The sequence below is a fragment of the Xanthobacter sp. NM-25 genome (assembly GCF_022138605.1).
GTDB lineage: Bacteria > Pseudomonadota > Alphaproteobacteria > Rhizobiales > Xanthobacteraceae > Xanthobacter.
Genome location: NZ_JACBFS010000005.1, coordinates 245,782 through 272,376 on the forward strand (window position 1 = coordinate 245,782; position 26,595 = coordinate 272,376).

23 protein-coding genes and 1 pseudogene are annotated in these 26,595 nt (G+C 68.3%); 16 read left to right on the plus strand and 8 right to left on the minus strand.

Annotation, left to right across the window (positions count from 1 at the left end; all coding sequences use genetic code 11):
• The first annotated feature begins 210 nt into the window (after window positions 1-210).
• From MEU52_RS15460 to MEU52_RS15475, 4 genes are all read left to right on the plus strand, one after another.
• A complete protein-coding gene (locus MEU52_RS15460; RefSeq protein ID WP_238122251.1) occupies window positions 211-1,494 on the plus strand; it encodes an MATE family efflux transporter in 1,284 nt (427 codons plus the stop codon).
• Entirely contained in the window at window positions 1,481-2,254 is a 774-nt protein-coding gene (locus MEU52_RS15465; RefSeq protein WP_238122250.1) for a 4'-phosphopantetheinyl transferase family protein, read from the plus strand. Before MEU52_RS15460 ends, MEU52_RS15465 begins: the two co-directional genes overlap by 14 nt.
• Window positions 2,255-2,389: 135 nt before the next feature.
• Complete coding sequence (locus tag MEU52_RS15470; RefSeq protein WP_238122249.1) at window positions 2,390-4,807, plus strand: TonB-dependent receptor domain-containing protein; 2,418 nt, start codon at window positions 2,390-2,392, stop codon at window positions 4,805-4,807.
• Window positions 4,808-4,972: 165 nt separating this feature from the next.
• Entirely contained in the window at window positions 4,973-5,365 is a 393-nt protein-coding gene (locus MEU52_RS15475; protein WP_238125018.1) for an Rrf2 family transcriptional regulator, read from the plus strand.
• A 43-nt stretch (window positions 5,366-5,408) separates the two neighbouring features.
• Here the strand turns inward: MEU52_RS15475 and MEU52_RS15480 are convergent, their stop codons facing one another.
• Window positions 5,409-5,999 (minus strand): RrF2 family transcriptional regulator, encoded by a 591-nt coding sequence (locus tag MEU52_RS15480; RefSeq protein ID WP_238122247.1) that lies wholly within the window; start codon window positions 5,997-5,999, stop codon window positions 5,409-5,411.
• 356 nt (window positions 6,000-6,355) lie between these two features.
• On the opposite strand from MEU52_RS15480, the gene MEU52_RS15485 reads away from it, so the two are divergent.
• The 6 genes from MEU52_RS15485 to MEU52_RS15510 all read left to right on the plus strand — a co-directional run bounded on the left by MEU52_RS15485 (window position 6,356) and on the right by MEU52_RS15510 (window position 12,029).
• On the plus strand, window positions 6,356-7,210 hold the full coding sequence (locus MEU52_RS15485) for an iron-siderophore ABC transporter substrate-binding protein (RefSeq protein ID WP_238122246.1): 855 nt from the start codon (window positions 6,356-6,358) through the stop codon (window positions 7,208-7,210).
• Window positions 7,207-8,208, plus strand: a complete 1,002-nt coding sequence (locus tag MEU52_RS15490; protein WP_238122245.1) for a FecCD family ABC transporter permease — start codon at window positions 7,207-7,209, stop codon at window positions 8,206-8,208. The genes MEU52_RS15485 and MEU52_RS15490 overlap by 4 nt, the downstream gene beginning before the upstream one ends.
• A complete protein-coding gene (locus MEU52_RS15495) occupies window positions 8,205-9,191 on the plus strand; it encodes a FecCD family ABC transporter permease (RefSeq protein WP_238122244.1) in 987 nt (328 codons plus the stop codon). The genes MEU52_RS15490 and MEU52_RS15495 overlap by 4 nt, the downstream gene beginning before the upstream one ends.
• A complete protein-coding gene (locus MEU52_RS15500; RefSeq protein ID WP_238122243.1) occupies window positions 9,178-10,023 on the plus strand; it encodes an ABC transporter ATP-binding protein in 846 nt (281 codons plus the stop codon). The genes MEU52_RS15495 and MEU52_RS15500 overlap by 14 nt, the downstream gene beginning before the upstream one ends.
• Before the next feature lie 352 nt (window positions 10,024-10,375).
• Window positions 10,376-10,927 (plus strand): RNA polymerase sigma factor, encoded by a 552-nt coding sequence (locus tag MEU52_RS15505; protein ID WP_238122242.1) that lies wholly within the window; start codon window positions 10,376-10,378, stop codon window positions 10,925-10,927.
• Between the two features lie 145 nt (window positions 10,928-11,072).
• On the plus strand, window positions 11,073-12,029 hold the full coding sequence (locus MEU52_RS15510) for a FecR family protein (RefSeq protein WP_238122241.1): 957 nt from the start codon (window positions 11,073-11,075) through the stop codon (window positions 12,027-12,029).
• Window positions 12,030-12,297: 268 nt separating this feature from the next.
• Here the strand turns inward: MEU52_RS15510 and MEU52_RS15515 are convergent, their stop codons facing one another.
• From MEU52_RS15515 to MEU52_RS15545, 7 genes and pseudogenes are all read right to left on the minus strand, one after another.
• The gene (locus MEU52_RS15515; RefSeq protein WP_238122240.1) at window positions 12,298-13,071 is read right to left on the minus strand and encodes an enoyl-CoA hydratase; all 774 of its coding nucleotides are present in this window, start codon (window positions 13,069-13,071) and stop codon (window positions 12,298-12,300) included.
• A 24-nt stretch (window positions 13,072-13,095) separates the two neighbouring features.
• Window positions 13,096-14,160: a branched-chain amino acid ABC transporter permease gene (locus MEU52_RS15520; RefSeq protein WP_238122239.1), complete on the minus strand. Its 1,065-nt coding sequence runs from the start codon at window positions 14,158-14,160 to the stop codon at window positions 13,096-13,098.
• Between the two features lie 3 nt (window positions 14,161-14,163).
• A complete protein-coding gene (locus MEU52_RS15525; protein WP_238122238.1) occupies window positions 14,164-15,054 on the minus strand; it encodes a branched-chain amino acid ABC transporter permease in 891 nt (296 codons plus the stop codon).
• An 11-nt stretch (window positions 15,055-15,065) separates the two neighbouring features.
• Window positions 15,066-15,839, minus strand: a complete 774-nt coding sequence (locus MEU52_RS15530; protein WP_238122457.1) for an ABC transporter ATP-binding protein — start codon at window positions 15,837-15,839, stop codon at window positions 15,066-15,068.
• Window positions 15,840-16,217: 378 nt separating this feature from the next.
• Window positions 16,218-17,390 (minus strand): annotated as a pseudogene (locus MEU52_RS15535) (AMP-binding protein); the annotation flags it as partial.
• Window positions 17,378-18,235 carry an ABC transporter ATP-binding protein gene (locus tag MEU52_RS15540; RefSeq protein ID WP_238122237.1) on the minus strand — a complete coding sequence of 286 codons (858 nt, stop codon included), beginning with the start codon at window positions 18,233-18,235 and terminating at the stop codon, window positions 17,378-17,380. The gene MEU52_RS15540 and the pseudogene MEU52_RS15535, both read right to left, overlap by 13 nt.
• Before the next feature lie 34 nt (window positions 18,236-18,269).
• Window positions 18,270-19,598: an ABC transporter substrate-binding protein gene (locus tag MEU52_RS15545; protein ID WP_238122236.1), complete on the minus strand. Its 1,329-nt coding sequence runs from the start codon at window positions 19,596-19,598 to the stop codon at window positions 18,270-18,272.
• Window positions 19,599-19,842: 244 nt separating this feature from the next.
• Here MEU52_RS15545 and MEU52_RS15550 point away from each other — a divergent pair, with 244 nt between their 5' ends.
• From MEU52_RS15550 to MEU52_RS15575, 6 genes are read left to right on the plus strand one after another with little or no spacing between them, the layout of a single operon-like run.
• Window positions 19,843-20,961, plus strand: coding sequence for a phosphotransferase family protein (locus MEU52_RS15550; RefSeq protein WP_238122235.1), 1,119 nt, complete (start codon window positions 19,843-19,845; stop codon window positions 20,959-20,961).
• A gap of 11 nt (window positions 20,962-20,972) precedes the next feature.
• On the plus strand, window positions 20,973-22,163 hold the full coding sequence (locus MEU52_RS15555; protein ID WP_238122234.1) for an acyl-CoA dehydrogenase family protein: 1,191 nt from the start codon (window positions 20,973-20,975) through the stop codon (window positions 22,161-22,163).
• The gene (locus MEU52_RS15560) at window positions 22,160-22,954 is read left to right on the plus strand and encodes an SDR family NAD(P)-dependent oxidoreductase (RefSeq protein WP_238122233.1); all 795 of its coding nucleotides are present in this window, start codon (window positions 22,160-22,162) and stop codon (window positions 22,952-22,954) included. The genes MEU52_RS15555 and MEU52_RS15560 overlap by 4 nt, the downstream gene beginning before the upstream one ends.
• A 14-nt stretch (window positions 22,955-22,968) precedes the next feature.
• A complete protein-coding gene (locus tag MEU52_RS15565) occupies window positions 22,969-24,189 on the plus strand; it encodes a CaiB/BaiF CoA transferase family protein (RefSeq protein ID WP_238122232.1) in 1,221 nt (406 codons plus the stop codon).
• 35 nt (window positions 24,190-24,224) lie between these two features.
• The gene (locus MEU52_RS15570) at window positions 24,225-25,868 is read left to right on the plus strand and encodes an acyl-CoA synthetase (RefSeq protein ID WP_238122231.1); all 1,644 of its coding nucleotides are present in this window, start codon (window positions 24,225-24,227) and stop codon (window positions 25,866-25,868) included.
• The gene (locus tag MEU52_RS15575; RefSeq protein ID WP_238122230.1) at window positions 25,852-26,589 is read left to right on the plus strand and encodes a FadR/GntR family transcriptional regulator; all 738 of its coding nucleotides are present in this window, start codon (window positions 25,852-25,854) and stop codon (window positions 26,587-26,589) included. Before MEU52_RS15570 ends, MEU52_RS15575 begins: the two co-directional genes overlap by 17 nt.
• The last annotated feature ends 6 nt before the right edge of the window (window positions 26,590-26,595 follow it).

Sequence of the window (26,595 nt, forward strand, 5' to 3'; positions counted from 1 at the left end):
ATTGGAGCGCCCGCCGCAAGCCAAAGGGCCCGGAAGATGATCGAGGGAACACGGGGCACGGCAGGAGCCGTGGTCCAGGGGAGCCGGACGGGCGAGGGAGGGGCGAAGGCGGGGATGGACGCAGAACACAGGCCCGGCGAGCGCGGCCACGCGCCCGATGGCGCTCCGGGGGCCGCCGCGCAAGCCTCGCTATTCCAGCTGAGCTTTCCCATGTTCCTGCATTCGGTGCTGACGTGTGCGGTGATGCTGCTGGAGGGCGTCATCATCAGCGCGCACTCCGCCGATGCCATGGCCGCGGTGGCGGTGGCCAAGCAGGTGCTGCAGATCGCGTTCGAGATGTCGGGCATGGTGGGCATCGGCGCCGTCATCCTGATCTCCCACAGCCTGGGCCGTGGGGAGCGGGAGCATGCGCGGCGGGTGGCCGCCGCAGCGCTCAAGGCGAATGCTGTGCTGGGCCTCGCCATCGGCGTGCTGCTGCTGCTGCTGAGGCCGGTGGTGCTGTGGCTCCTCGACGTTCCCGAGGCGTTGGCCGACGATGCGAGCACGTATCTGGCCATCGTGGCCGGGTCCATGTTCTTCAACGGCATTGCCGCGGCCGCGCTGTCCTGCCTGCGGGCATTCGGCAAGAGCCGGATCATCCTGCGCGTCGGGTTGGCCCTGTCGGTTCTCTATGTGGCGACGCTGTATGTGCTGGTGCTCGGCGCCGGCCCTGTGCCGCCGCTGGGCGTCATGGGTGCCGCGCTCGGCGCCTTCTTCCTCCGCGTCCTCATGGCCGTGCTGTTCGGTCTGGCGCTGTTTGTCGCGCTCGGTCCGTGGTCCGGGGGAAGGCCGTTGTTGTCGCAGCTTCCGCTGGTGCGCAAAATGCTTGGGCTGGCCTATCCCAGCGTGTCCGATTACATCGGCTACAGTTTCTATCAATTGGCGCTGCTCAGCCTCGTCACGGGTTTCGGCGTCGCCGCCGTTCTGGGCCGCGCCTATGTGCTGCTGGCCATGTCGTTCCTGGTGCTCGTCGTCATGGCCATCAGCCAGGGCAATGAGGTGCTGCTCGGCTATCGGTGCGGTGAGCGCCGGCGCGAACAGGCCTTCCACCAGGCCCTGCGCTCCAGCGTCATCGCCGCGACCCTTACCACGGTGCTTGCCGCGCTGGTGTGGCTGCTGGCCGACCCGTTCATCGGCCTGTTCCGGGCGACCGACGAAATCCGAGCGCAGGCCGAGCGCCTGCTGCTGCTGACCATCTTTTTGCAGCCCGGGCTGGCGTTCAACACCATCCTGTTGCAGTCGCTGCGCGCGGTGGGCGACGTGCGCTGGCCGGTGGTGGCCAGCGTCGCCATCACCTGGGGCGCGGGGCTGCCCCTGGCCTGGCTGCTGTGCGTGCGGCTGGACCTGGGGGTGGAGGGCGTGTGGTACGCGCTGATCGTGGAAGAGACGGCCAAGGCCGTCATCATGCTGCTGCGCTGGACCCATCGCGGCTGGCTGCGCCATGGCCTGGTGTGAGGCTCTGCCACCCGGTGACGTGCACCTGCATCTGGTGGACGACACCGCCATTGTCGCGCCGGAGCTTCTGGCGCGCTATGCGGCCTGGCTGAACCCCGAGGAGGCGGCCCGTCACCAGCAGTTTCGCTTCGCCCGGCATCGCCACCAGTTCCTAGTGGCCCGCGCCCTCGTGCGGGAGACCCTCTCGCTCTATTGCCCCTGGATCGCTCCGGCCGAGTGGTGCTTCGCCTTTAACGCCTATGGTCGCCCGGGGCTTCGCGCCTCGCTCGCCTGCGACATGGATTTCAATCTCTCGCACACGGACGGCCGCATGGTGCTGGCCATCTGTCGGGCGCCGTCGCCGGGTGTCGACATCGAAAGGCTCGATCGGCCGGAGATCGCTCCGGACGATATCACGCCGTTCTTTTCCGCCGGAGAGGAAGCGAGCCTGCGCGGTCTAGCGGAGCCGCTGCGCCGCCGGCGCTTCTACGAGCTTTGGACCCTGAAGGAAGCCTATCTCAAGGCCTGTGGGCGGGGATTGTCGATTCCGCTGCGCGATTTCACCATCGGCTTCACCGCACCGGGCGCGCTCTCCATCACCTTTGCGGACGGCGTCGACGACAGGGCGGGGCGCTGGCGCCTGTGGTCGGTGTGGGCCGGCGCCGGCTATGCCCTGTCCCTTGCCCTTGCCGACGCGCCTGCGCAGCGCCTGCGCTTGTTTCAGCGCGTGCCCCTTGCCGGGGGGCGGGAACTGGCATGCCGGATCCTCGGCCAAACGTGACCGGCGCGCGGATTTTTCCTGCCCGCGAGTCCTAAAGCCCGAACCTCAACCGTCACCAAAGTACCGGACGCCTGGCCGCCATGTAATGACAACTGGCGAGAGCGCTCCGGCTTCGTGGCGGATGGGGCGGTGACGATGAGCGACGTACGTGAGAGACGCAGGCCTGGACGCGCCGGGGCTCGGCTGAGGTTTTCCCTCCTTGCCACGACGATGCTCGCTCTGGGCTCCGCCCTGCCCGCCGATGCCCAGACTCCGGCGCCCGCCAGCTCTGTCCAGCTCGCCATCTCCATCGGCCCAGGTACTTTGACCGCGGCGCTGAACCAGCTCGCCGCGCAGGCGGGGCTGGAGATTCTCTTCGATGCGGAACTGACCAGCGGCCGGCTGACGAACGGCGTGCGTGGCACCATGACGCCGAACCAGGCGCTGGACACGTTGCTGGCGGGAACGGGCATTCGGGCGCGCTTTGCCGGCCGGAACCAGGTTGTTCTCAGCGGCAGCAATGTCTCGCCTTCGGATGACGTGGTCTATGGCGACACGATCGCGCTCGATGCCATCACCGTCTTCGGCGCCCGCAACGCCACCATCCTGCAGGACGTGAGCTCGAGCGTCGGCATCGTTCGGGCTGAGGAGATCGAGGACGGCGAGATCACCTATCTGCAGGATACGTTCCGCCTGCTCGGCAACGTGATGGACAGCGCAACCTTGAACTCGGGGTTCGTCATCCGTGGCATGAGCTCCGAGGGGTTCGTCCCCGCCGGCGCGCCTGCCGGTTCGCTCTATGTGGATGGCGTGCTGCAGACCCGCTACAATGCCCGTTTCGGGGCTCGCAGCACCTGGGATGTGGAGCAGGTGGAGGTCTATCGCGGGCCGCAATCCACCCTCAGTGGCCGCGCTGCCCTGGTGGGTGCGATCTATGTCAAGTCGAAGGATCCGACCTTCGACAAAGAGCTTTTGGTCTCCGGGACGCTCGGAAATTACGAGCTGATGGGTACCTCTTTTGTCGTGAATACACCGCTTGTGGCAAACCAGGTTGCCCTTCGTGTGTCCGGCACCTTCGAGCAGTCCAAGACCTCGGTTTCGTATCCGACCTTCGTGAATTATGCGGGCTATGGCGACCTGACCACGGAGATCGGCGGGAGCATCCGTGCCAAGCTGCTGCTCACGCCCGATGCGCTGCCGGACACGCGGGCGCTGCTCACCTATTCGTTCTCCAACGATCGTCCAAACGAGCGCCTGATCGGGATCGGGCCGGGCTTCGATCTGGACGACGAGCGAGGCGATTTCTACGATCCCATCACCTATGCGGAATACCGGGCGATCAAGGCGCATAACCTGGGCCTGGAAATCACACACGATTTCTCGGATGCGCTGCGGCTCACCTCGCAGACCGGCTTCCAATATGGCGAAACCACCCGTCGCTCCGTCGACGCGGACACTCCCGGTACGCCGAACGGCATCTGGGGCACGGTGGATGACACGCTCATCACGCAGGAGCTTCGCCTGAACTATCAGAAGGACCGCTGGAGATGGGTGGCGGGCCTGTTCGGGAGCTATCAGAATTTCGACAGCGAATTCGATGCCGTCGCGTATTCCTACTATCAGTGGGATCAATACCAGAGCCGGAAGACCACCAACCTCGCGGCTTTTGGTGAAGTGACCTATGAATTCGTGCCCAGTTGGTTTGTCACGGTTGGTGGCCGTGTCGACTACCTGCGCGAGAAGATCGTGGAGGACAATGCCGAAGGCCTCTACGGGACGAGCCTGCCCGTGGTCCGCAACAATGCCGACTTCAACGAGACGAACTTTGTGCCAAAGCTCGGCATTTCAAAGAAATTCGGTGAAATGCACACGGCCGGATTCACCTTTTCACAGGGCTTCCGCACCGGTGGCTTCTATGTGAATTACGAAACGTTCGAGCCGGAATATTACGATCCGGAAACGGCGAATAACTACGAGCTTTTCTATAAGGGAAGCTTCCTGGACAATCGCCTGACCATCAATGCTAATCTGTTCTACACGACTTATGACAACCAGCAGATCGAGGTTCGGCCGGACCCGAGCCGTCCGTCCTATCGCATCACCACCAATGCGGCCTCGTCGCGGTCGTGGGGCTTTGAAATCGAGCCGAATTTTCAGGTGAACGAGCAGATGTCGGTGTTTGCATCGATCGGCTACCTGAACACGAAATTCCTCGAATTCGATCATGCGGTGTATGGGGATCTCGCTGGCGAGGCCTTCCCGGAAGCTCCGGCATGGAGCGTGGCCTTCGGTGGAAAATACAAATTCGAGAATGGAATTTACGTCTCTGCCGATGCCAAATACACATCGAGCTACACGGCCCGCTTCGGTGTCCCGCCGCTCGACTTTATTGATCCGCGCTTCATCGTCAATGCGCAGGTGGGCTATAAGAAGGACAATTGGGAAATCATCGCCTATGCGGAAAATCTATTCGACTCCCGTTATCTAACGGTGGTCGATTACGATGCGACGCCGGTCTACGGCCAGCTTGGCGCCCGCCGCGCCCTGGGCGTCAACCTCAAGGCCCGCTTCTGAGGGAGCGGGCGCGCGAGGTGGCGCCACGCGCTCCGGTCGTTGAGACCGGGGCGCGGCCATGACGGCGTAGCACGCCCAAGAGCGATCGCATCACGGCCTTGCGGTTTGCGCGTCAACGTGTGTCCAGTCGTGGCCGGCCGTCTGTCGCAGGTTGGGAGAAAGCGGATGTATTTCACTCGCCAAACCGAGATCGCGGTGTCCATCCTGTCCCTCTGCGCGCGGGCGCCGGAAACCTACGTCACGAAACGCGAAATGGCTGATCATGCCCAGGCCAGCGCCGGGACGGCGGCGCGCGTCGCCGCTACGCTGGCGCAGAGGCGCCTGTTGCGCAGCCGGCATGATGGGAGCGTGCAGCTGGCGGTGGATCCGCGCGAGGTTACGCTGGCGCAGATCCTCAGCATCACCCAGCCGGGGCTCGCGTGGCTTCAGGAGGAGCGCAGCGTGACGGTGTCAGCGGCCAGCGCGTTTCACGTGGTGGTGGAGGCGGGATACCGAAACCTGCTGCATCTGGCCGAGCGTTACACCGTTGCCGACTTTGCCTCCGAGCCGCGCGCCTAGGGGCCCGTGGGATAGGGCCCTGGGAGGGGCCTCTGGTGCTCTCTCAGGCCGTTCCCGCCCGTGAAAGCGCCGCTCGTGCCCGGGTGGCGCCACGGCCGCGGGCCAGACGAGCAGCGCCGGACGGCGGGGAAGGTGGCGGAGGTTCGGCGGGCGCGGCCATCAGCAGGCTGTGAACTGAAGCCGCCTGGTCGGCATCCATGGGGGCGACGAGGTCGGCAATGGTAAAGCGGTCCAGCAGGCGCACGAAGAAGGAGGACGCCGCCGCGACGATGGTGTCGAGCAGCGCCTGCCCGTTGGGAGACGCCGCGGCCGGGTCTTCCTTGGGCTTGCCTTCGAGGTTTGGCTGGGTGATCCGCAAGACGTCCACGAGCTTGATTTTGTCGGGGTCCATGGCGAGGCGGACGCCGCCACCCGGACCGCGCTCGCTGCGCAGGAAGCCGTGGCGCACCAGAAGCGCGATGACCTGATGCGCGTGATCCTTCGTGGCGCCCACCTTGTCCGCGAGCAGTTGAGCCGGGAATTTTTTCTCTGGATTGCCAGCGCAGACCGCCAGGATATTGATGGCAATTTCAGATTGTCGTTTCAATTGCATGGCGCGCAGTCGCTCGGGAGCATCACCGGTCGGCAGAACCAACCTTGTCGCATATTCATTGCCGCATGACCATTCGCAATTGCAGCGGGCGCCAGTCTTCGGCGCCGGTCGCGGTGCGTCCGCGCTGAGCTTTTTGGCACCGCGTCGTCCCATTGGGCCGCGCTCGTTCGTCTGATCATCGAGCGGGCATGCGCCCCTCGATGATCAGCCACGGGTGGGGCGGCATGGTTGAGGCGGGGCGGAACGTGTCACAGGCTCGCACAGTGCGTGGGGTCGCGCAGCTGAGCCGCGGCCGGCGGACCGGCGCGTGCGCGGCGCGTTGGGCGGGGCGTCTCGTGCCGCTGCTCCTGTGCCTGTGGCTCCCACCGGGGGCCTTCGGAGGGGGATGTGACGGCCGGGTGGTCGCGGAGCATATCCTCGGCGCGTCCGTCTGCGTGCCGGAGCAGCCGCAGCGCGTGGTAGTGCTCGATCCGTACTTCAGCCTTGGAATGGCGCGTGAGCTCGGCGTTGCTGTAGTGGGGGCGCCCCTTTCCACGGCGGCGGACGCAGCGGTGGTCGAGGGGGCTCGGCAGGCGGGGGTGGTGGACATCGGCGATTTCCGGCAGCCGAGCCTGGAGAAGATCATCGCCTTGGAGCCGGATCTGATCATCGGCATCGGGCAGATGCACGGCGAGCTCAGGGAGCGGGTGACGCGCATCGCGCCCACGGTGCTCATCACCGCCGATGACTGGAAGGCGCATTATCTGGCGCTGGGCGCGGCCACCGGGCAGATGGAGGCGGCGCTGCAGAACCTGCACGCCTATGAGGCGCGCGCCGCGGCGCTGCGGGCCCGCGCGCCGGAGCAGAAGGTTTCCGTTATCCGCATCGCCCCCTACGGCTTCCAGGTCTATCTCGATGGGCCGAAGGCATACGCGCCCTATGCGGTGCTGCGGGAGGCGGGGGTGAAGCGCACGGCCTATGAGACCACCAGCGACGACACGGTGTTCCGGCGTCCGGATTGGGAAGCCCTCGCGGCCCTCGATGGCGATGTGATCCTCTATGTGGTCGTCAACGCCTACGATCCCGCGAAGGACGATGCGCTGGCCGCCGAGACGCTGAACAATCCCCTGTGGCAGATGTTGCCCGCCGCCCGCGCAGGCCATGTGCATCGCCTCGAGCGGGGCGCCTGGATGGGCTTCAACAGCGTCGCTTCCGCCCATCGTATCCTCGACGATGTGGAGCGCTACATCCTCGCGGAACGTCCTGTTCCATGATGTCCGAAGGCAATAAGGGGGTGGCCCTCGCCGCGCTCACTGGTCTCGTCATCGTGGCGGCGCTGGGGTCTGCCGTGGTCGGCAGCGCGCGCATAGGCGGTGCCGACGTGGTGCAGGCGCTGTTCGCGTTCGATGGCTCGCGGGAGCATCTGGTGGTGTGGACGCTGCGCCTGCCGCGGGTGCTGGCTGGGCTGCTCTGTGGCGGGGCGCTGGCGGTGGCCGGGGCCATCATGCAGGCGGTCACCGCCAATCCTCTCGCGTCGCCCGGCCTGTTCGGCATCAACGCCGGCGCCGCCTTCGCCGTGGTCATCGCCATCAGCCTGTTCGGCATCGGCTCGAGCAGCGTCTTCGTCTGGTTCGCCTTCGCCGGGGCCGGCGCCGCCGCCGTGGTCACCTATGCGGTCGGCGCCCTCGGGCCACGCAGCGGCGTCACCACGCGGCTGGTGCTGGCCGGGGCGGTGCTCACCACCTTCCTGACCTCCCTGACCACCGCGATCCTCATCTTCGACCAGACCACCCTTGATGCCGTACGGCTCTGGACCGCCGGCTCGCTCGCAGGGCGGACCATGGACCAGGTGCTCGCGGTCTCGCCTTACATGATCGCCGGGCTGGTGGGCGCGCTGCTGCTCGGCCGTCATCTCATGACCCTCAGCCTGGGGGCCACGGCGGCGCGGTCGGTGGGGCAGCATCCCCTCGCCTGGCGGAGCGTCGCTGTGGTGCTGGTGATCCTGCTGGCGGGCGGGGCGGTGGCGCTGGCCGGGCCCATCAGCCTCGTAGGGCTGGTGGTGCCGCACATGGTGCGCATGACCATCGGCTTCGACTACCGCTGGATCATCCCCTTCTGCGCGGCCGGCGGCGCCCTGCTGGTGCTGGCGGGTGATATCGTGGGGCGTCTTCTCTTTTCCAATCAAAGCTTTCCCGTCGGCGTTACCATGGCTCTCATCGGCGCGCCGTTCTTCATCGCGCTGGCCCATGGCAGGTTGGGGAGCTTGCGATGACCGCCTGCGTCCTCTCCCTGTTGCTCGCCATCGGCGTGCTCGCGGCCGCCGGGCTGGGGGTCGGCGATCATGGGGTTCCGCTCGGCGCGCTCGTTCAGGGGCTCTTCGGCGGCCCGCCGCTGAGCCCCCAGGCGTACATGATCATCATGGATCTGCGCCTGCCGCGGGTGCTCCTCGAGGTGCTGGTGGGCGTCAGCCTCGCCGTGGCCGGGACCATCGCCCAGGCCCTGATGCGCAATCCGCTGGCCGAACCGGGGTTGCTCGGCATCAATGCCGGCGCGGCGCTGGCGACCACGACGGTGATCGTCGCATGCGGCGTCAGCGACGCGCAGCTCCTGCCGGTGGCCGGTTTTGCCGGTGCGGGTGCGGCGACCCTGGCGGTCTATGCGCTGTCCTGGCGCAATGGAACCGCGTCGCTCCGGATCATCCTGATCGGCATCGGCGTCAGCGCCCTGGCCACCGCCGCCACCACCTTGATGACCGCCTTCGGCGATGTGAAGGAGGTGCAGCGGGCGCTGATCTGGCTGGCAGGCAGCCTCTATCTCGCCGATTGGGACAAGGTGCGGATCCTTGCCCTCTGGCTGCTGCCGGCGCTGACGGTGGCGCTGTTGTCCTGTCGCGACCTCGATCTCATCCGCTTCGGCGACCAGGTCGCGCGCAGTCTGGGGCAGCGGGTGGAGGGCGCGCGCGCCGTCATGATCCTGCTGTGCGCCCTTCTGTCGGGCGCCGCCGTGGCGGCCGCCGGCCTGATCGGTTTCGTCGGGCTGATGGCGCCGCACATGGCGCGCGGCCTGGTCGGTCCAGGCCACCGCCGCGTCATCCCGGTGGCGGCGCTGATCGGCGCGGCCATGGTGATGGCGGCGGATCTTCTGGGCCGTACGGTGGTGGCGCCGGTGGAGCTGCCTGCGGGCCTGATGACCGCGCTCGTCGGTGCGCCGTTCTTCGGTTATCTGCTCTGGGGACGTCGCCATGTCGCCGTGTGACGATCAAGGCGGGCTGCGTGCCCGGAACCTCTCCGCCGGCTATGGGCGCAGCCTGATCCTGCGCGAGCTGGACCTTGCGGTTCCGCCGGGTGCCTTCACCGCTCTGGTGGGGCCGAACGGCAGTGGCAAGTCCACCCTGCTGCACGCCCTGGCGGGTCTTCTGGCGCCGCGGGAGGGCGCGGTGCTTCTGGACGGCGAGGCCATTTCCCGCTTGCCGGTGAAGGCGCTGGCGAAGCGGGTCAGCCTGCTGGCGCAGGGGCCGATCGCACCGGAAGGCCTCACGGTGTTCGATCTCGTTCAGCAGGGCCGCTATCCGCACCGCGCCCTGTTCGAGCGCTGGTCTGCGCGCGATGTCGCTGCATGCGACGAGGCCCTGCGGCTCACCGACATGGCGGTCCTGCGCGATCGTCCCCTGGCGGATCTGTCCGGTGGCCAGCGCCAGCGCGCCTGGATCGCGATGACCCTGGCGCAGGAAGCGGAGATCGTCCTGCTGGATGAGCCCACCAGCTTCCTGGATCTGGCGCACCAGATCGAGGTGATGGAACTGGTGGTGGAACTGGTCCGCGGCCGCGGCAAGACATTCGTCGCCGTGCTGCACGACCTCAACCAGGCGGCCCGCTATGTCGATCACATGGTGTTGCTGAAGGCCGGGCGGATCATGGCCGCCGGCGCACCCGCGCAGGTCCTCACGGCCGAGGCCATCGCTACGGTCTTTGGTGTCGCCGCCACCGTCGTGCCCGATCCGGTGACCGGCACGCCCATGTGCGTCCCGCTATGTGCGTCCCTCTTGCCGGTCGGGCCCATGGCGGCGGGAGGAGGTGGCGTTGCGTAAGGGCAACACTGCGTGGAAATTGACCGGCGGCTGTGGGGGCACACCACGGCGGGCGGCCGGCTATGGGCCGGATTCGTTGAGCTATATCAGCCATTAACCGGCGCGCCCCGGGTTTCTCCTCGGGTTCACTCAAGCAGATCTGGAGTAGTTCTAAGTTATTGTTATTGAATGATTTTCCCATCTGCCTATATTTTACCATCATGTATTCATCTCGGACCGGTCAATCGGTTGGCGCTCACCGCGGCAGAGGCGCGAGGCGGAAGACTAGTGGGTGGCGGTAGGCTCCTGCCGGTCTCTTTTTCCCTCGCCCGGGACGCAGTGCGCCACGGATATCCTCTATGGAATTGCGGCGATGGCATCTCTCTCGAGCTCTCTGACCTGCTCGACCAATATCGACAGCAACGAATTGCTGAATCGGGCCATCGAGGCGCATTACGAGGAGATCACGGCCGCCGTGCGCCGGCGCGGCCATTCCCGTGGTGCCGCGCTGGACATCGTGCACGACCTCTACGTCAAGCTGGCTGCGCAACCTGACGTGCTGCGGGACAAGCGCTCGATCCGCGCCTTCCTGTGCCGCGCCGCCGTTAATCTGGGCATCGACCGTTTCCGGCGCGAGCGGTTCGAGATGCGCCTGTTCTCCGGCACGGAGGAAGAGGCCTGTGTCGTGCCGGCGGATGCGGCCGCCCCCGACCGGGGCCTGGATATCGAGGCGCGGATCATCATCCTGCGGGAGGCCATCGGCGAACTGCCGCCGCGACGCCGGGCGGTCTTCATCATGCACCGGCTGCATCATATGTCGCCGGCTGAGATCGCGCGGCGATTGAAGATCAGCCGCAACATGGTGGACCGCCACCTGCGGCAGGCTCTGGCCCATTGCCTCGACCGGCTTCTTCTGCACGGCTGATGGCCGGCCGGCCCCCGGTTGCCTGGTTTTACGTCGCTCCCCGCGAGAAAGGTGCTACCCGCGTCGCGCGAAATTGCTCTAGATGTCCCATTTTGATAGGCCGGCTCGTCTACTGAGTGAGACTGCGAGACTTTCGGGACCCCCGATGCCAACCAGGCAAGGCGCGCGCGCGCAACATCGACGCCATGTGGAGGCTGCGGAATGGCTGCTGCGCAACCGCGATGCATCCTCATCCGCGAGCGACAGGGCGGCCTTTCAGCTCTGGCTGGACGAGGACCCGGGCAACCGCCGTGCCTATGAGCTCGCGGAACTGCTGATGGGCGATGCCCGCGCTGCCATCGAGTCCGATCCCGAGCTCCGCAGCTTCAAGGTGAAGCCGCGCAGTGTCGCCAAACCGGTGGCGGGCTGCCTTCTGGCCCTCGCCCTTGCCGGGGGCCTGTTCGTGGCACTGGATGGTCCCATGCGCCTTCAGGCGGATGTCATCTCGGGTGCCGGCGAACGGCCCGTGATCGCCTTGGCGGACGGCAGCACCATGCAGCTCAATGCATCATCGGCGGTGGCCTATGATTATGACGGTGCGCAGCGCACCGTGCGGCTGCTGCGGGGGCAGGCCTTCTTCCAGGTCGCGCGTGATCCCGCGCGCCCGTTCGGCGTGGAGGTGGGGAATGCCCGGGTGGTGGCCCTCGGCACCGCCTTCGACGTGCGCCTGGGCGAGGCGGAGACCGACGTGACGGTCACGCAGCACGCCGTGCTGGTGGAGTTCGCCGAGAGCGGGCGCCCCGCGGTGCGGGTTGCCGAGGGGCAGCAGGGCATCCTGAACCGCGGGACGGGAACGAGCGAGGTGAAGCCGAGCGACCCCACGCTGGCGCTGGCGTGGCGGCGCGGCCAGCTGGTGGTGGACGGCGCACCGTTGTCCTTCGTCGTCGAGGAAATGAGCCGCCACTTCTCCGGCCGGATCGTGATCGCTGGCGAGGAGCTGGCCCAGCGTCGCGTCAGCGGTACTCTCGCTATCACCGACACCACCGCCACGCTTTCCTTCATCCAACGCGCCCTCGGCGTGTCCACCTTCAGGATCGGCCCCCTGATCGTCATCCGCGGTTGACGTCTGCCACCGCTCGCCCCGACGACCTGCGCATCGGCAGATTGCCCGCGACGTGATCGCTTCGGCGGCGCCGCATTGCACGGTTACGGCAAGATCTGAGCCTGGGCTGGAGGAGTCCTTGGCACGGGTTTGGGCGCCATCATGCGCGATAAACATCAGTATTGATGAGTAAAATCAGTTTTGTGTTCTGCTTCTCGTGTGGCTGAGATGGTGGGCATCCGGTCTCGGGTCCAGCGCGCGCGGGTCGCACGCACGGCGCCGGGCTGCGTCAGCGGTGGGTGAAGCGGGGCGGACGTTTTTCCACGAAGGCGGCCATGCCTTCCTTCTGGTCGGCCGTGGCGAACAGCGCCTGGAATACCCGCCGCTCGAAGCCCAGCCCCTCCGACAGGGAGGTGTCATAGGCACGGTTGACGCTTTCCTTGATGCTCAGCACCACCGGCAGCGATTTCTCGGCGATGGTGGCGGCGATGGCATGTGCGGTCGGCAGCAGCTCGGCGGCGGGGACCACGCGCGAAACCAGGCCGATGCGCTCCGCTTCGGCGGCGTCGATCTGACGGCCCGTGAGGCACAGGTCCATGGCCTTGGCCTTGCCCACCCAGCGTGAGAGGCGCTGGGTGCCGCCGGCGCCGGGCATGATGCCGATGGTGACCTCTGGCAGTGCGAAGCGGGCCGTGTCGGCGGCGATGATGAGGTCGCACATCATCGCCATTTCGCAGCCGCCGCCAAGGGCATAGCCCGCCACGGCCGCCACCAGCGGCTTGCGGGCGCGGGCCACCACGTCCCAGCTGGCCAGGAAATTCTCCAGCAGGGTGTCGGGATAGGTGCGGCTGGCGGCTTCCTTGATGTCGGCGCCGGCGGCGAAGGCGCGGTCGGAGCCGGTGATGACGATGGCGCCGATCTCCGGCGTCGTCTCGAACGTGGCGAGGGCGGTGGTGATCTCGGCGATCATGGCCGAGTTGAGGGCGTTGAGGGCCTCCGGCCGGGCCAGGGTGATGGTGCCGACGCGGCCTTGAGTGTCGACCCGGATGTGGGAGAAGGTCATGTTAACCCCTTGAGAACAGGCGGATCAGTAGCGCAGCGGCCAGCGCCGCAGGCGCGCCTTGGCATGGCTGACGAGCCGCGCGAGGCCGTGCGGTTCCAGGATCAGGAAGCCGACGATGAGCGCGCCGAAGATCATCAATTCCAGGTTGGCGATGACGTCCGGCTTGATGGCCGAGCCGAACACCGCGGCCCCGTTGGTGATGGCGACGGGCAGCAGCACGATGAAGGCGGCGCCGAGGAAGGACCCCATGACGGAGCCGAGGCCACCGATGATGATCATGAAGAGGATCTGGAAGGAGCGGTGAAGCGAGAAAGCCTCGATTTCGATGGTGCCGATATAGAGGAAGCTCCAGAGCGCGCCCGCCACCCCGCAGTAGAAGCCGCTCACCGCGAAGGCGGAGAGCTTGGCGCGCACGGTATCCACCCCGGTCAGCTCGGCGGCGGTCTCGTGGTCGCGCACCGCCATCCAGGCCCGCCCCAGTTCCGAGCGCACCAGGTTCATGGCGAGCACCGCCAGGCCGGCGACGATGATCAGGGCGGTGACGTAGCGGGCCGGGATCGAGGCCACCTCGAAGCCGAGCCAGCCCAGGGTGGGGGTGGAGACCACGCCGGAATGGTTGTCGAGCAGCAGCCACGGCACGTGGGTGCAGAGCCATTCAATGAAGAATTGGGCCGCCAGGGTGGCGACCGCCACATAGAAGCCGCGGATGCGCAGGCTGAGCAGGCCGAACAGCGCCGACACCAGGCCGGCGATGAGGCCGGCGAGGGCGAGGGAGAGGGGGAAGGGCAGCGCCGGCACGCGCGCCACCAGGTTCAGCGCCGCATAGGCGCCCACCGCCATGAAGGCGGCTGAGCCCAGCGAGAGCTGGCCGGCATAGCCGGTGACGATGTTGAGGCCGATGGCGGCCAGGGACAGGATGAGGAACGGCAGCAGGATGGAACCCAGCCAATAGTCGCTGGCCACCAGCGGCACCACCACGCCGGCCACCAGCACCAAGGCGATCATGGCGCGGCGGTCGAAGGCGAGGGGAAACAGCGCCGCATCCTGGGCGTAGGAGGTCTTGAGCGCTCCGGCGTCTCGATAGAACATGGGTCAGACCCTCGCGATACGGGCGGCGCCGAACAGGCCGGTGGGGCGCCACAGGAGGACGGCGACGGCAAGGGCGTAGGGGAACCAGTTCTCGATGCCCCCGCCCACGAACGGGCCGAGATAGACCTCGGCCAGCTTTTCGCTGACGCCGATGACGAGACCGGCGACGATGGCGCCGGCGATGGAGTTGAAGCCGCCGAGGATCATCACCGGCAGTGCTTTGAGCGCCACCAGGGTCAGGGCGAACTGCACGCCCAGCCGGGCGCCCCACACCAGGCCGGCCACCAGGGCGATGAAGCCGGCGACGCCCCATACCACGGCCCAGATGAAGCCGAGCGGCACCCCCGCCACCTGGGCGGCCTGGGTGTCGTCCGCCACCGCGCGCAGGGCGCGGCCGATGCGGGTGGTGCTGAAGAACACCGAGAGCACCGCCACCAGCACCGCCGCCATGACCGCGGTGGAGAGGTCGAACTGCGAGACCAGGATGCCGCCCCATTCGATGGGATCATCGGGAATGCCGAGATCGAGCCCGCGCACCCCGGTGCCCCAGATGAGCTGGGCCAGGCCCTCGAGGAAGATGGACAGGCCGATGGTGGCCATGAACAGGATCATGGCGTCCTGCCCCAGCAGCGGGCGCAGCACGGCGCGTTCGATGCCCACCGCCAGCGCCATCATCACCACCAGCGTCACCAGGAAGGCGGCCCAATAGGGCAGCCCGTATTCGGTGAAGCCGACGAACGTGAGCGCGGCGAACAGCACCATGGCGCCCTGGGCGAAGTTGAACACGCCGGAGGCCTTGAAGATCAGCACGAAGCCGAGAGCCACCAGAGTGTACATGACGCCGGACAGCAGCCCGCCCACCACCACTTCGAGAAAGAAGGAGAAATCGGACATGGGAGCGCTCCTCAGGCAGCCGTGCCGCCGATGGCGGCAGAGCCGAGATAGGCGGCGATGACGTCAGGGTCGGCCCGCACCGCGTCGGGCGGGCCATCGGCGATCTTGCGGCCGTAGTTCAGCACCACCACCCGGTCGGACAGGCCCATCACCACGCCGATGTCGTGCTCGATGATGAGGATGGTGGTGCCGAAGCTCTCGTTCACCGCGCGGATGAAGCCGCACATGTCGGCCTTCTCCTCGTGGGTCATGCCGGCCATGGGCTCGTCGAGCAGCAGCAGGCTCGGCTCGGTGGCCAGGGCGCGGGCCAGCTCCACCCGCTTCTGCACGCCATAGGGCAGGGTGGCCACCGGCACCTTGCGCAGATGCTCCAGGTCGAGAAAGGCGAGGATCCGCTCGGCGGCGGCGCGCTCGCGGCTTTCCTCGCGGGCGGCCGCCGGCAGCCGCAGGGTCTTGGCCAGCACCGAGGCGCGAAAGCGTGCGGCGCGCCCCACCATCACGTTGTCGATGACATTCATGCCCTTGAACAGGGAGACGTGCTGGAAGGTGCGCCCGATGCCGGAGCGCGCCGCGAAGGCCGGGCGCATCCGCGCCCGGGTCTTGCCGCGGAAGGTGATGGTGCCCGCGCGGGGGTGGTAGACGCCGTTGAGCACGTTGAGCAGCGAGGTCTTGCCGGCGCCGTTGGGGCCGATGACGGAGAGGATCTCGCCGGCCCGCACGTCGAGGGAGACGTCGGTCAGCGCCTTCACGCCACCGAAGGCGACGCTCACATCGCGGATCTCCATCAGCACCGCCCCGCCGCTGCGCGGCGCCGGGCCGCCGGCGGGGCGGGCCTGATGCGCCGCCGGCGCTCCGACCCGGGGAGCCGTCGGGCCGGAGCGCCGGACCTCGCCCGTCAGGGTCAGCTCGGCGGGGCTGAAGCCCTGGGGGCGGATGCGCACGGTGGTGATCTTTGGCGCGGCGCCGCTGCGGCCGGCATTCACCGCGGCCACCGCCCGGTCGGCCAGGCTGCGCACGGCGGGCAGCGCGCTGGCGCCTTCCCCGGCGGGCAGGCCGTTGGCCTCCAGGAAGCGGTCGAGCGCGGCGGGGTCGAAGGCGATCTCCGCGAGCAGGCCGTTGTCGGTGGCGCTGACGCGGGCGCGCTCGATCTCCGGCGTGTCGCGCAGCAGCGCCTCCACATGGGCGAGGGGGCACCGCCCACCCTCAGCGGGAGTCGCGGGGGCCGCAGGCACGATGGCCCCCGCCGCGGTCTGCGCATATTCGGTGCGCAGCGGCACGCCATAGCCGAGCAGGCGCGCCACCATGCCCGGCTCCGGCTCTGCTCCGGTGACCACGGCGCATCGGCAGCGGCTGAGGCCGAGGGCGTTGAGGAGCGGCGCCGCGAACAGCAGCGTGCCACCGGGCAGGCCCGCCCGCGCCAGGCGCTGCAGGGCGCGGCCGACGCCGCTCTGGGTGCCGAGCCGCGCGGTGATGGAGCGATCGAGCAGCTCGAACACCCGCGCGGGCGCGCACAGATAGGTGGGGGCCACCTCCTGCAGGTCCAGGGGGAAGGTGGCCGGGCCCTCCACGCAATGGACGCACAGGCCGCTGACCAGCGGCTGCACGAGGCTGGTGGCGGCATCGGCGATGCCGGACATGGGCAGGAAGGCGAGGGTGGTGTCGCGCGCCCCGAGGCCCAGCTCGTTGAGGGTGGCGCGGCCGGCCTGCAGCAGGGCCGCGTGGGAGAGGGCCACCGGCGCCGGCAGGCCCTCAGCGGTGTCGTCATGAAGGACGAGGGCGGTGTCGGCGGCGCCGGGCCCGGCCGCGCGGATGGCAAGCCAGGCCACCGCCTCGTCGCGGTCGACATCGGGGTTGGGGGCGATCTCGTCGAGCCGCAGCAGCGGGCCGGAGAAGCCCGGCAGGCGGGCCTGCCACAGCAGCGCCGCCTCGGCGCCGTCGCACAGCACCAGGTCCGGGGTCTGCGCGGGGGCGCCGAAGCGCCGCAGGAATTCCCCGCTCAGGGGCATGGCCGCCGCGCCCAGCGCCTGGGCGGCGAGATGGGCGGCATAGAATTCCGGCCGGTTCTCGCCCACGGTGGCGAGCACGCTGCCGGCGCGAAGGCCCATGCCATCCAGCAGCCGGGCCATGGCGGCCACATGGCCGAGATAGGCCTCGAAACTCCAGCTGTGCCAGATGCCGGCGCGCTTGTGGCGCAGGGCCGGGCGGCCGGCGTGGTCGCGGGCGGCGGCGAGGAGCGCCTGGGGCAGGGTGCCCGCCGGCGCCAGGTGTGACAAAGCGGCGTGATCCGGCGCGCTGTTCATGGGGCGTTCCTTGCGAAGCGGGGTCACGAGAGCCATCGGCGGCGGCGGTCGGCGAGGGCGGCATCGCCCATGCGCGCGGCGCTGGCATCCAGGCCGAGATAGGAGGCGCGGATTTCCGGGTCATCCATCAGGACCTCGGGGGCGCCTTCGCGCACCACCCGCCCGCTTTCGATGAGATAGCCATAGGTGGCATAGCGCAGCGCCACCGAGGCGTTCTGCTCGGCCAGGAGGAAGCTCATGCCCTCCTTGCGGTTCAGCTCGCGGATGATGACGAAGATCTCTTCCACCAGCAGCGGGGCGAGGCCCATGGAGGGCTCGTCCAGCAGGATCAGGCGCGGCCGGGCCATCAACGCCCGGCCGATGGCGCACATCTGCTGCTCGCCACCGGACAGGAAGCCGGTGGCCATGTTCCGCCGCTCCCTGAGACGCGGGAAGTAGCTGTAGACGAGCTCCAGGCTGTCGGCGATGGCGCGCCCCCCGTCGCGACGGGAGAAGGCGCCCACCTTCAGGTTCTCCTCCACCGAGAGGGTGGGGAAGCAGTGCCGCCCCTCCATCACCAGGGAGAGCCCGCGGCCGGCGAGGTCGCAGGCGTCCAGCGTGTCGATGCGCGATCCGTCATAGTGGATGGAGCCGCGGGTGATCTCGCCGCGTTCCGAGCGCAGCAGGTTGGCCACCGCCTTCATGGTGGTGGTCTTGCCTGCGCCATTGGCGCCGAGCAAGGCCACCACGCCCTGGCGTGGCACGCTGAGCGAGAGGGCCCGCAGCACCAGCGCCAGGCGCCCGTACATCACCTCGATGGCGTTGATGGTCAGCAAGGCGTCTTCCGGGGCTGCGGCAGTGTTCTGGGCCGCGGTATCCCGGCGCCCGACGTTCTGGGTCATGGTGGTCCCTCCCGTGGGTGTGGCGACGTCCGGCTCAGTCCTCCTTGGCGCAGTCGCGCGGGGTGATGTTCTTCTCCTGCGCATACTTGGCGGCGGAGGCCTCGATCATGGGGCGCACCAGCTCATGGTCGGGCTTGATCCAGTCGGAGATCATCACCCACTTCTCGCCGTCCCACTGCTGGAAGCGGATGGCGCCGCCGCCTTCGTGATCGGCGCAGGTGACGGAGATGGCCGGCATCAGCCCCTCCAGGCCCAGCTCCTTGATGCGCTCGGGCGTCATGGTCAGGTGTTCCAGGCCCCAGCGCACCTGATCGCCGGTGAGCGGCTTGTTGCCGAACTTCTTCATGGCGGTGCGCATGGCTTCGGTGATGGTCGCCCCGTGCAGCACGCCGCGCACGTAATAGACCGAGCCGATGCGGTTCTCCTCCACATTGCCGAGGCCCTTGGCGTAGACATACTTCTTGATGTCCTCGAACACCGGATAATTGGCGCCGGTGGCGTGGAACTGGGAGGTGATGAAGCCCTTCGCGGCGGCGCCCGCCGGCGTCACGTCCTCTTCGGAGCCCGACCACCACCAGCCGATGATGCGATCGCGCGCGATGCCGGCGCGGGCGGCTTCCTTGAGGCCGGTGGGGGTGGCCGCGCCCCAGCCGCGGAACAGCACCCAGTCCGGCTTGTACTGGCGCACCTGGAGCCACACGGCGCGCTGGTCGAGGCCGGGCGGGGCGATGGGGAAGGTGGTGACCTCGAAGCCGTAGCGCTTGGCCTGCGCGTCGAGAATGGGCTGGGTCTCACGACCGGCGGCGAAATCCATCACCACATTGGCGATCTTCTTGCCCTTCAGCTTCTCCATGCCGCCTTCCTTCTCGCCAATAAAGCGGATGGTGGCGGTATTCTCGCTCCAATAGTTGGAGATCAGCGGGAAGAAATAGGGAAAGACCCGGCCGTCCGACGAATCCGTGCGGCCATAGCCGATGGTGACCGAGGGGATCTTGTCCGCGGTCATGCGGTCGATGAGGGCATACACCCCGCCGGTGCCGGAGGGGGTGAAGGCGGCCGCGCCGGTGGGGCCCTTGCCCTTCTGGCGCTCGTAGCACTCGATCATGCGGTCGGGCTGGTAGCCGGTCTCGCATTCCTCGGGCACCAGCTTCACGCCATTGACGCCCCCGTCGCGCTGGTTGAGCAGGGTGAGATAGTCCTCATACGCCCCATAGATGCCCGAACCGCCCGGCGCATAAGGCCCGGTGCGGTAGATGGCGATGGGCATGAACTGCTCCATGGCCGTCCCGCCCTCGGCGCGGGCCGGGGCCGGAGCGACCATGGCGCAGGCAAGCGCAAGCATCCCGACTTGGTGAAGTTTCACGGCTGAGCCTCCCTCGGCCTGTGCATTTTGCCAGGCTATTTTTATCTGATGATCCGACGATAATAGGAGCCTCTGTCTTTCGTCAAGAACACGATGATTTTCCGGGGTGTTCTAAAAATTCACGTTATTTCATATAATTGCTGCGATGCATTCTGATTTTTCGCTGCTCTGCATCACATTTTCATGCTTGACCGGACAATTTTGGTCCGACAATTTTGGTCGGACAATTCGAGAAGGACGTTTCATGTCTGAGGCGAGATCCGAGGCCCGCGCTGCTGGCCCGTCGGCGGCCGTGCCGGCCGGCGTCGCGTTGCGCGGGGCGCAGGAGAGCCGGCCGCAGGATTGGGGGGCAATCTCCCGCCACCTCGCCGGCGTGGGCCTCGCCCTCGACCCGGGGATGGCGCCGCGCCAGTTCGCCGGTGGGCTGGCCAATCTGAACTACCTGCTGCGCCTCGCCGATGGTGGCTGGGCGGTGCTGCGCCGTCCGCCCGACGGGCCGCTGCCGCCCGGCGCCCATGACATGGCCCGCGAGCATCGCATTCTCTCCCGCCTCTGGCGGGCGCTACCGCTGGCGCCGCGCAGCCTGCATCTGTGCGCTGACGCCGCCGTGGCTGGCGCGCCGTTCCAGATCCTCGAGTTCCGCGCCGGCATCGCCATCCGCGGCGACAGCCTCGCCCCGCTGGATGAGAGCGCGCAGACCGGCGCGCGCCTCTCGGCGCTGCTGGTGGAGACGCTGGCAGCCATCCATGCGGTGGATGCGGACGCGGTGGGGCTCGGGGATCTCGGCCGGCCCACCGGCTTCTTCGCCCGCACCGCCCACGGCTGGCTCACCCGCGCCGCGCGGATCGGCGACGGCGCGGTGTCGCCGGCGGTGCGCGCCATCGCCCGGTGGCTGGAGCAGGTGCGCGAGCCCGCCGGCAACGCGCCGACCCTGCTGCACAACGACTTCAAGCTCGACAACATGCTGCTCGATCCGACCCGCCTGACGCCGGTGGCGGTGGTGGACTGGGACATGGGCACCCGCGGCGACCCGCTGTTCGACCTCGCCACCCTGCTCAGCTACTGGACCGAGCCGGGCGACCCCGGCTGCATGCACCGGCTCGCCCAGATGCCCACCGCCAAGGCCGGCTTCGCCAGCCGCGAGCAGGTGGCGCTGGCCTATGCCCGCGCCACCGGGCGCACGCTCGATGCGCTGAAGCCCTATCGCGTGCTGACCATGCTGAAGCTCGGCGTGGTGTTCCACCAGCTCCACGCCCGCTACCGCGCCGGCGAGACCTCCGATGCGCGCTACGCGCCGTTCGGCGTGCTCGGCGACGAGCTGCTCGATTTCACCCTCGACATCGTCAACGACAAGATCTTCTGAGGCGACGCCCCATGGATTTCTCCCTCCCTCCGGACCTTGCGGCGCTGCGCACGCGCACCGCACGCTTCGTGCGCGACGTGGTCATTCCCTTCGAGGCCGATCCGCGCCGCACCGCGCACGGGCCCACCGACGCATTGCGGCAGGAGCTGGTGGGCGCCGCCCGGGCCGCCGGCCTGCTGAGCCCCCATGTGGCGCAGCGATGGGGCGGGCTCGGCCTCTCCCATGTGGGCCGGGCGGTGGTGTTCGAGGCGGCCGGCTATTCCATGCTGGGGCCGGTGGCCCTCAACATCGCGGCGCCCGACGAGGGCAATATGCACCTGATGGCGGCGGTGGCGACGCCGGCCCAGCAGGAGCGCTGGCTGAAGCCGCTGGCGGCGGGCGCGACCCGCTCCTGCTTCTGCATGACCGAGCCCCACCCGGGCGCCGGCGCCGACCCCACGCTGCTCAAGACCACCGCCGTCAAGGACGGCGACAGCTTCGTCATCAACGGCCGCAAGTGGCTCATCACCGGGGCCGACGGGGCGGCTTTCGCCATCATCATGGCGCGCACCCTGGTGGACGGGCAGGACGTGGGCGCCACCATGTTCCTCACCGATCTGCCGGCGAAGGGCTTTGCCGTGGCGCGGGAGCTGGACACGCTGGATTCCTCCTTCACCGGCGGCCATGGCGAAGTGGTCTTCGAGAACCTGCGCATTCCCGCAAGCGATGTCCTGGGCGCGGTGGGCGAGGGCTTCCGCTATGCCCAGGTGCGGCTGGTGCCGGCCCGCCTCACCCATTGCATGCGCTGGCTCGGCGCTGCCCAGCGGGCGCATGACATCGCCGCGCATTTTGCGCGCGAGCGTGAGGCGTTCGGGGCCCGGCTCATCGCCCACGAGGGCGTCGGCTTCATGCTCGCCGACAATGAGATCGACCTGCACACCACCCGCCTCGGCATCTGGCACGCCGCCTGGATGCTGGACCAGGGCGAGCGGGCCAACATGGAAAGCTCCATGGTGAAGGTGCACGCCTCGGAAGCCATCTTCCGGGTGGTGGATCGTGCCCTGCAGATTCTCGGCGGCCTCGGCATGACGCGGGATACGGAGGTGGAGCGCATCTTCCGCGACGTGCGCGGCTTCCGCATCTACGACGGCCCGTCGGAGGTGCACCGCTGGAACATCGCCCGGCGGCTCGGCAAGGCCGAGGGACGGAGGGCGGCGGCATGAGCGCGCGGGTCTTTCCACAGGCGCTGGCCGCGGTGCCCGACGGGCTGGCCGACAAGGTAGTGATCGTCACCGGCGGTGGCCGCGGGCTCGGCCGCGCCCTCGCCGAGGGCTTCGCGGCGGCGGGCGCCCATGTGGTGATCACCGGGCGCGACGCCGCCACCCTCGCCGAGACGGTCGCGGCGCTCACCGCGCGCGGCGGCTCGGCCCTCGGCGTGCCCGCCGACGTGGCGCGCGCGGCGGATGTGGAGGCCTTGTGCGCCACCGTGCGCGATGCCTATGGCCGCATCGACGTGCTGGTCAACAATGCCGGTATCAATCCCTGGTACAAGCCGGCCCAGGACACCAGCCTGGACGAATGGCAGGCGGTGATCGACACCAACCTCACCGGCGTGTTCCTGGCCTGCCGCGAGGCCGGACGGGTGATGCTGGCGCAGGGGGCGGGCGCCATCGTCAACGTCACCTCCGTGGCCGGCCGCGTGGCCCTGGCCAAGACCACCGCTTATTGCGCCGCCAAGGGCGGGGTGGAGCTGATGACGCGCCAGCTGGCGCTGGAATGGGCGCGCAAGGGGGTGCGGGTGAATGCCGTGGCCCCCGGCTATTTTGAAACCGATCTCACGCAGGGCCTGCGCGCCAATCCCGCCCTTGCGGAGCGGGTGACGGGGCGCACCCCCATGGGCCGCTTCGGGCACCCGTCCGAGCTCGTGGGCGCCTGCCTGTTCCTTGCCTCGCCCGCCGCCAGCTACATCACCGGAGCTTCGCTCGCGGTGGATGGCGGCTGGACCGCCGCCTGATGGGGACCTCTCACATGACCATGCTCACACCCCCCGCCGCCGCGCGCCCCGCCACGGTTCCCCCGGCCCTCGACGGCCTCAAGGTGCTGGATCTCACCCGGCTGCTGCCGGGGGCCTTCTGCTCCATGATGCTGGCGGACCTCGGCGCCGACGTCACCAAGATCGAGCAGCCCGATGGCGGCGACTACAACCGCACCTTCGCGCCCATGGCGAAGACGGTGTCGGGCTCGTTCCTGCTGCTCAACCGCAACAAGAAGAGCCTCACCCTCAACCTGAAGACGCCGGAGGGCAAGGCCATCCTGCGGCGCCTGGCATGCACCGCAGATGTGCTGCTGGAGGGCTTCCGCCCTGGCGTCATGGAGCGGCTCGGCCTCTCCTATGAGAGCCTGGCGGCGGACAACCCGCGCCTCGTCTATTGCGCCATCTCCGGCTACGGGCAGGACGGGCCGAACCGGCTGAAACCGGGCCACGACCTCAACTATCTGGCCGAGGCCGGCGCGCTGCAATTGTTCGGCAAGGCGGGGGAAGGGCCGATCGTGCCCGGCCTGTCCATCGCCGATGTGGGCGGCGGCTCGCTGATGGCCACCACCGGCATCCTTGCCGCGCTGCTCTCCCGCGGGGTGACCGGCAAGGGCCAGTTCGTGGATATTTCCATGCATGACGGCGCCATCTCCTGGCTGGCGCTGCACGCGGCCGACCATCTGTTCGCCGGGCTGGAGCCGAAGGGCGGCGAGCGGCCGTTCATCGGCCAGGCGCCCTGCTACAATGTCTATGCCTGCGCCGACGGAAAATACGTGGCCCTCGGCCTGATCGAGGAGCATTTCTGGCACCGCTTCTGCGATGCGGTGGAACTGCCCGCCTTGAAGGCCGAGCAATGGCCGCAGGGCGCCGCCTGCGAGGCCCAGAAGCGCACCCTTGCCGACCTGTTCGCCACCCGCCCGCGCGATGCCTGGGTGGGCGCGCTGGAGGCCGCCGACATTCCGGTGGGTCCGGTGCTGTCCATGGAGGAGGCGTTCGCGGCGCCCCATGCCCGGCATCGCCAGATGCTGCTGCACATGGAGCATCCGCAGGAAGGCACCATTCCCCAGCTGGGTTTTCCGGTGAAGCTGTCCGGCACGCCGGCCAGCCTGCGCGCGCCGCCGCCGCTGCTGGGCGAGCACACGGCGTCCATCCTGTCCGGCCTCGGCTACAGTGAGGACGATATTGCCGGGCTGCGCACGGCCGGCGCGATCTGAGAAGAGAACCCGCGAGAGGTTCCCGGGAGGAGCATATGGCGCCCAACATGACCGATTACGAGGCCACCCGCCGGACGTTCCGATGGCATGTGCCGGAGACGTTCAATTTCGGCGTCGACGTGGTGGACCGCATGGCCCGCGAGGATGATCGCCCGGCCCTCATCTGGGCCAATGCGCAGGGGGAGGAGAAGGTCTTCCTGTTCTCCGACATGGCCCGGCTGAGCGCCCACTTCGCGGCGGTGCTGGCCGCCCGCGGCATCGGCAAGGGCGACCGCGTGCTCATTATGACGCCGCGCATTCCTGAATGGCAGATCGCCATGGTGGGCTGCCTGAAGCGGGGCGCGGTGCCCATTCCCTGCATCGAGATGCTCACCGCCAAGGACATCGCCTATCGCGTCCGCCATGCGGGCGTGCGGGCGGTGCTGGCCCGCGCCGCGCACACCCACAAGTTTGCCGAGGTGATGGACGAGGTGCTGGTCCGCCTGTCCATCGGCGAAGCGCCGGGCTTCGAGGCGCTGGCGCCGGCCATGGCGGCGGCGGCGGAGACCGCGCCGGCGGTGGTGGAGGCGGATGATCCCGCCGTTCTCTACTACACCAGCGGCTCCACCGGCCTGCCGAAGGGGGTGCTGCATGCGGCCCGGGGGCTCTATGCCTGGCGTAATTCAGCCCGCTACTGGCTGGACCTGCGGCCCGGCGACATCATGTGGTGCACCGCCGACGTGGGCTGGAGCAAGGCCGGCACCTCCATCCTGTTCGGTCCCTGGAGCTGCGGCGCCACCACCTTCTTCTATGACGGTCCGTTCGACCCCCAGGAGCGGCTGCGGCTGCTGGAAAAATACAAGGTGAGCGTCTATTGCGCGCCCGGCACCGAATTGTTCCGGGTGGTGGATGCGGGGGTGGAGGCGCACGATCTGTCGGCGCTTCGCCACACCGTCTCTTCCGGCGAAACCCTGAACGGGGCGGTGGCCGACCGGTGGCTGGCCAAGACCGGCATCGCCATTCTCGAGGCCTATGGGCAGACCGAGACGCTGATGACGCTGCTCAACTATCCCGCCAAGCCCACGCGCATCGGCTCCATGGGCCTGCCGGCGCCGGGCCTGGAACTGGACATCATCGACCCCAACGGGGTGCGCCTGCCGCCGGGGGCGGAGGGGGACATCGCGCTGCTCACCCCCAACCCGCAGATGATGCTCGGTTATCTCGACGACCCGGCGCGCACCGCCGACTGCTACGTGGAAGGCCCCGAGGGCCGCTGGTTCATCACCGGGGATCTCGGGGCGAAGGACGAGGATGGCTATTTCTACCATCGCGGCCGGCGCGATGACGTCATCAATTCGGCGGGCTACCGCATCGGCCCCTCGGAGGTGGAGAATGCGCTTCTGGAGCACCCCGCCGTGCAGGAGTGCGCGGTGGTGGCGGCGCCGGATACGGAGCGGGGCGAGATCGTGAAGGCGTTCGTGGTGGTGCGGTCGGGGGTCGAGGCCGATGCGGCGCTGGTGCGCAGCCTGCAGGACCATGTGAAGGCCGTGACCGCGCCCTATAAGTACCCGCGGGCCATCGCCTTTCTCGATGAGCTGCCGAAGACCATGACCGGTAAGATCCAGCGGCGCGTGCTGCGCGATATTGAAAAGGAACGCGCGGCCTTGGGTGGAAAGATGAAACATGTCCCTGTTGTTTGATCCGGTTCAGGCGGAGCCCGCCTTCCGCCTGGTGGCCCGCACCATCGAGGAGAAGATCCTGGCGGGGGAGATCGCCCCCGGAGATCCGCTGCCGGCAGAGGCCCGGCTGGCCGAGCAACTGGGGGTCAACCGCTCCACCGTGCGCGAGGCGATCCGGGTGCTGGAGCAGAACGGGTTCGTGCGGCGCGAGCTGGGCCGCAAGAAGCTCTATGCCTCCATTCCCGAATCCGACGTCATCTCCCGCCGCCTCACCGCCGCCATGGTGCTTCACCAGGTGACCTTCGAGGAATTGTGGGAGGCCATGTTCGCCTTGGAGCCGGCCGCCGCCGCCTCGGCGGCGCACCGTTCGGACGAGGACGATCTCGCCGCTATCGCCCGGAACCTGGAGGCCACCCGCCAGGCGCTGCAGGACAGTTCCAGCCTCACCAAGCTCGACATCGAGTTTCACGAACTGGTGGCCAAGGCCACGCGCAACCGCGCCATCCAGGTGGCGCGGTTGCCGCTGAGCGAGCTGTTCTACCCCCCCTTCTACCGGGTCATGTCGCGCCTCAACGCCGGCCAGCGCCTGCTGGTGGCCCATGAAAGCATCTACGAGGCCATCCGCGATCACGACGAGAAGCGGGCGCGGGACTGGATGGAAAAGCACATCCTCGATTTCAAGCGGGGGTACGAGCTCGCCAACCTGGACATGTCCAGCCCCGTGGACATGCCCGAGAAATGAGGGTGC

Excerpts from the sequence above, each read along its gene's own strand:
- MEU52_RS15460 (WP_238122251.1), top strand. The coding sequence starts at position 211 with ATGTTCCTGCATTCGGTGCTGACGTGTGCGGTGATGCTGCTGGAGGGC.
- MEU52_RS15560 (WP_238122233.1), top strand. The coding sequence starts at position 22,160 with ATGAGCGCGCGGGTCTTTCCACAGGCGCTGGCCGCGGTGCCCGACGGG.
- MEU52_RS15565 (WP_238122232.1), top strand. The coding sequence starts at position 22,969 with ATGACCATGCTCACACCCCCCGCCGCCGCGCGCCCCGCCACGGTTCCC.
- MEU52_RS15500 (WP_238122243.1), top strand. The coding sequence starts at position 9,178 with ATGTCGCCGTGTGACGATCAAGGCGGGCTGCGTGCCCGGAACCTCTCC.
- MEU52_RS15505 (WP_238122242.1), top strand. The coding sequence starts at position 10,376 with ATGGCATCTCTCTCGAGCTCTCTGACCTGCTCGACCAATATCGACAGC.
- MEU52_RS15540 (WP_238122237.1), bottom strand. The coding sequence starts at position 18,235 with ATGACCCAGAACGTCGGGCGCCGGGATACCGCGGCCCAGAACACTGCC.
- MEU52_RS15490 (WP_238122245.1), top strand. The coding sequence starts at position 7,207 with ATGATGTCCGAAGGCAATAAGGGGGTGGCCCTCGCCGCGCTCACTGGT.
- MEU52_RS15475 (WP_238125018.1), top strand. The coding sequence starts at position 4,973 with ATGTATTTCACTCGCCAAACCGAGATCGCGGTGTCCATCCTGTCCCTC.
- MEU52_RS15525 (WP_238122238.1), bottom strand. The coding sequence starts at position 15,054 with ATGTCCGATTTCTCCTTCTTTCTCGAAGTGGTGGTGGGCGGGCTGCTG.
- MEU52_RS15510 (WP_238122241.1), top strand. The coding sequence starts at position 11,073 with ATGCCAACCAGGCAAGGCGCGCGCGCGCAACATCGACGCCATGTGGAG.
- MEU52_RS15470 (WP_238122249.1), top strand. The coding sequence starts at position 2,390 with ATGAGCGACGTACGTGAGAGACGCAGGCCTGGACGCGCCGGGGCTCGG.
- MEU52_RS15465 (WP_238122250.1), top strand. The coding sequence starts at position 1,481 with ATGGCCTGGTGTGAGGCTCTGCCACCCGGTGACGTGCACCTGCATCTG.
- MEU52_RS15520 (WP_238122239.1), bottom strand. The coding sequence starts at position 14,160 with ATGTTCTATCGAGACGCCGGAGCGCTCAAGACCTCCTACGCCCAGGAT.
- MEU52_RS15515 (WP_238122240.1), bottom strand. The coding sequence starts at position 13,071 with ATGACCTTCTCCCACATCCGGGTCGACACTCAAGGCCGCGTCGGCACC.
- MEU52_RS15530 (WP_238122457.1), bottom strand. The coding sequence starts at position 15,839 with ATGGAGATCCGCGATGTGAGCGTCGCCTTCGGTGGCGTGAAGGCGCTG.
- MEU52_RS15575 (WP_238122230.1), top strand. The coding sequence starts at position 25,852 with ATGTCCCTGTTGTTTGATCCGGTTCAGGCGGAGCCCGCCTTCCGCCTG.
- MEU52_RS15550 (WP_238122235.1), top strand. The coding sequence starts at position 19,843 with ATGTCTGAGGCGAGATCCGAGGCCCGCGCTGCTGGCCCGTCGGCGGCC.
- MEU52_RS15570 (WP_238122231.1), top strand. The coding sequence starts at position 24,225 with ATGGCGCCCAACATGACCGATTACGAGGCCACCCGCCGGACGTTCCGA.
- MEU52_RS15495 (WP_238122244.1), top strand. The coding sequence starts at position 8,205 with ATGACCGCCTGCGTCCTCTCCCTGTTGCTCGCCATCGGCGTGCTCGCG.
- MEU52_RS15555 (WP_238122234.1), top strand. The coding sequence starts at position 20,973 with ATGGATTTCTCCCTCCCTCCGGACCTTGCGGCGCTGCGCACGCGCACC.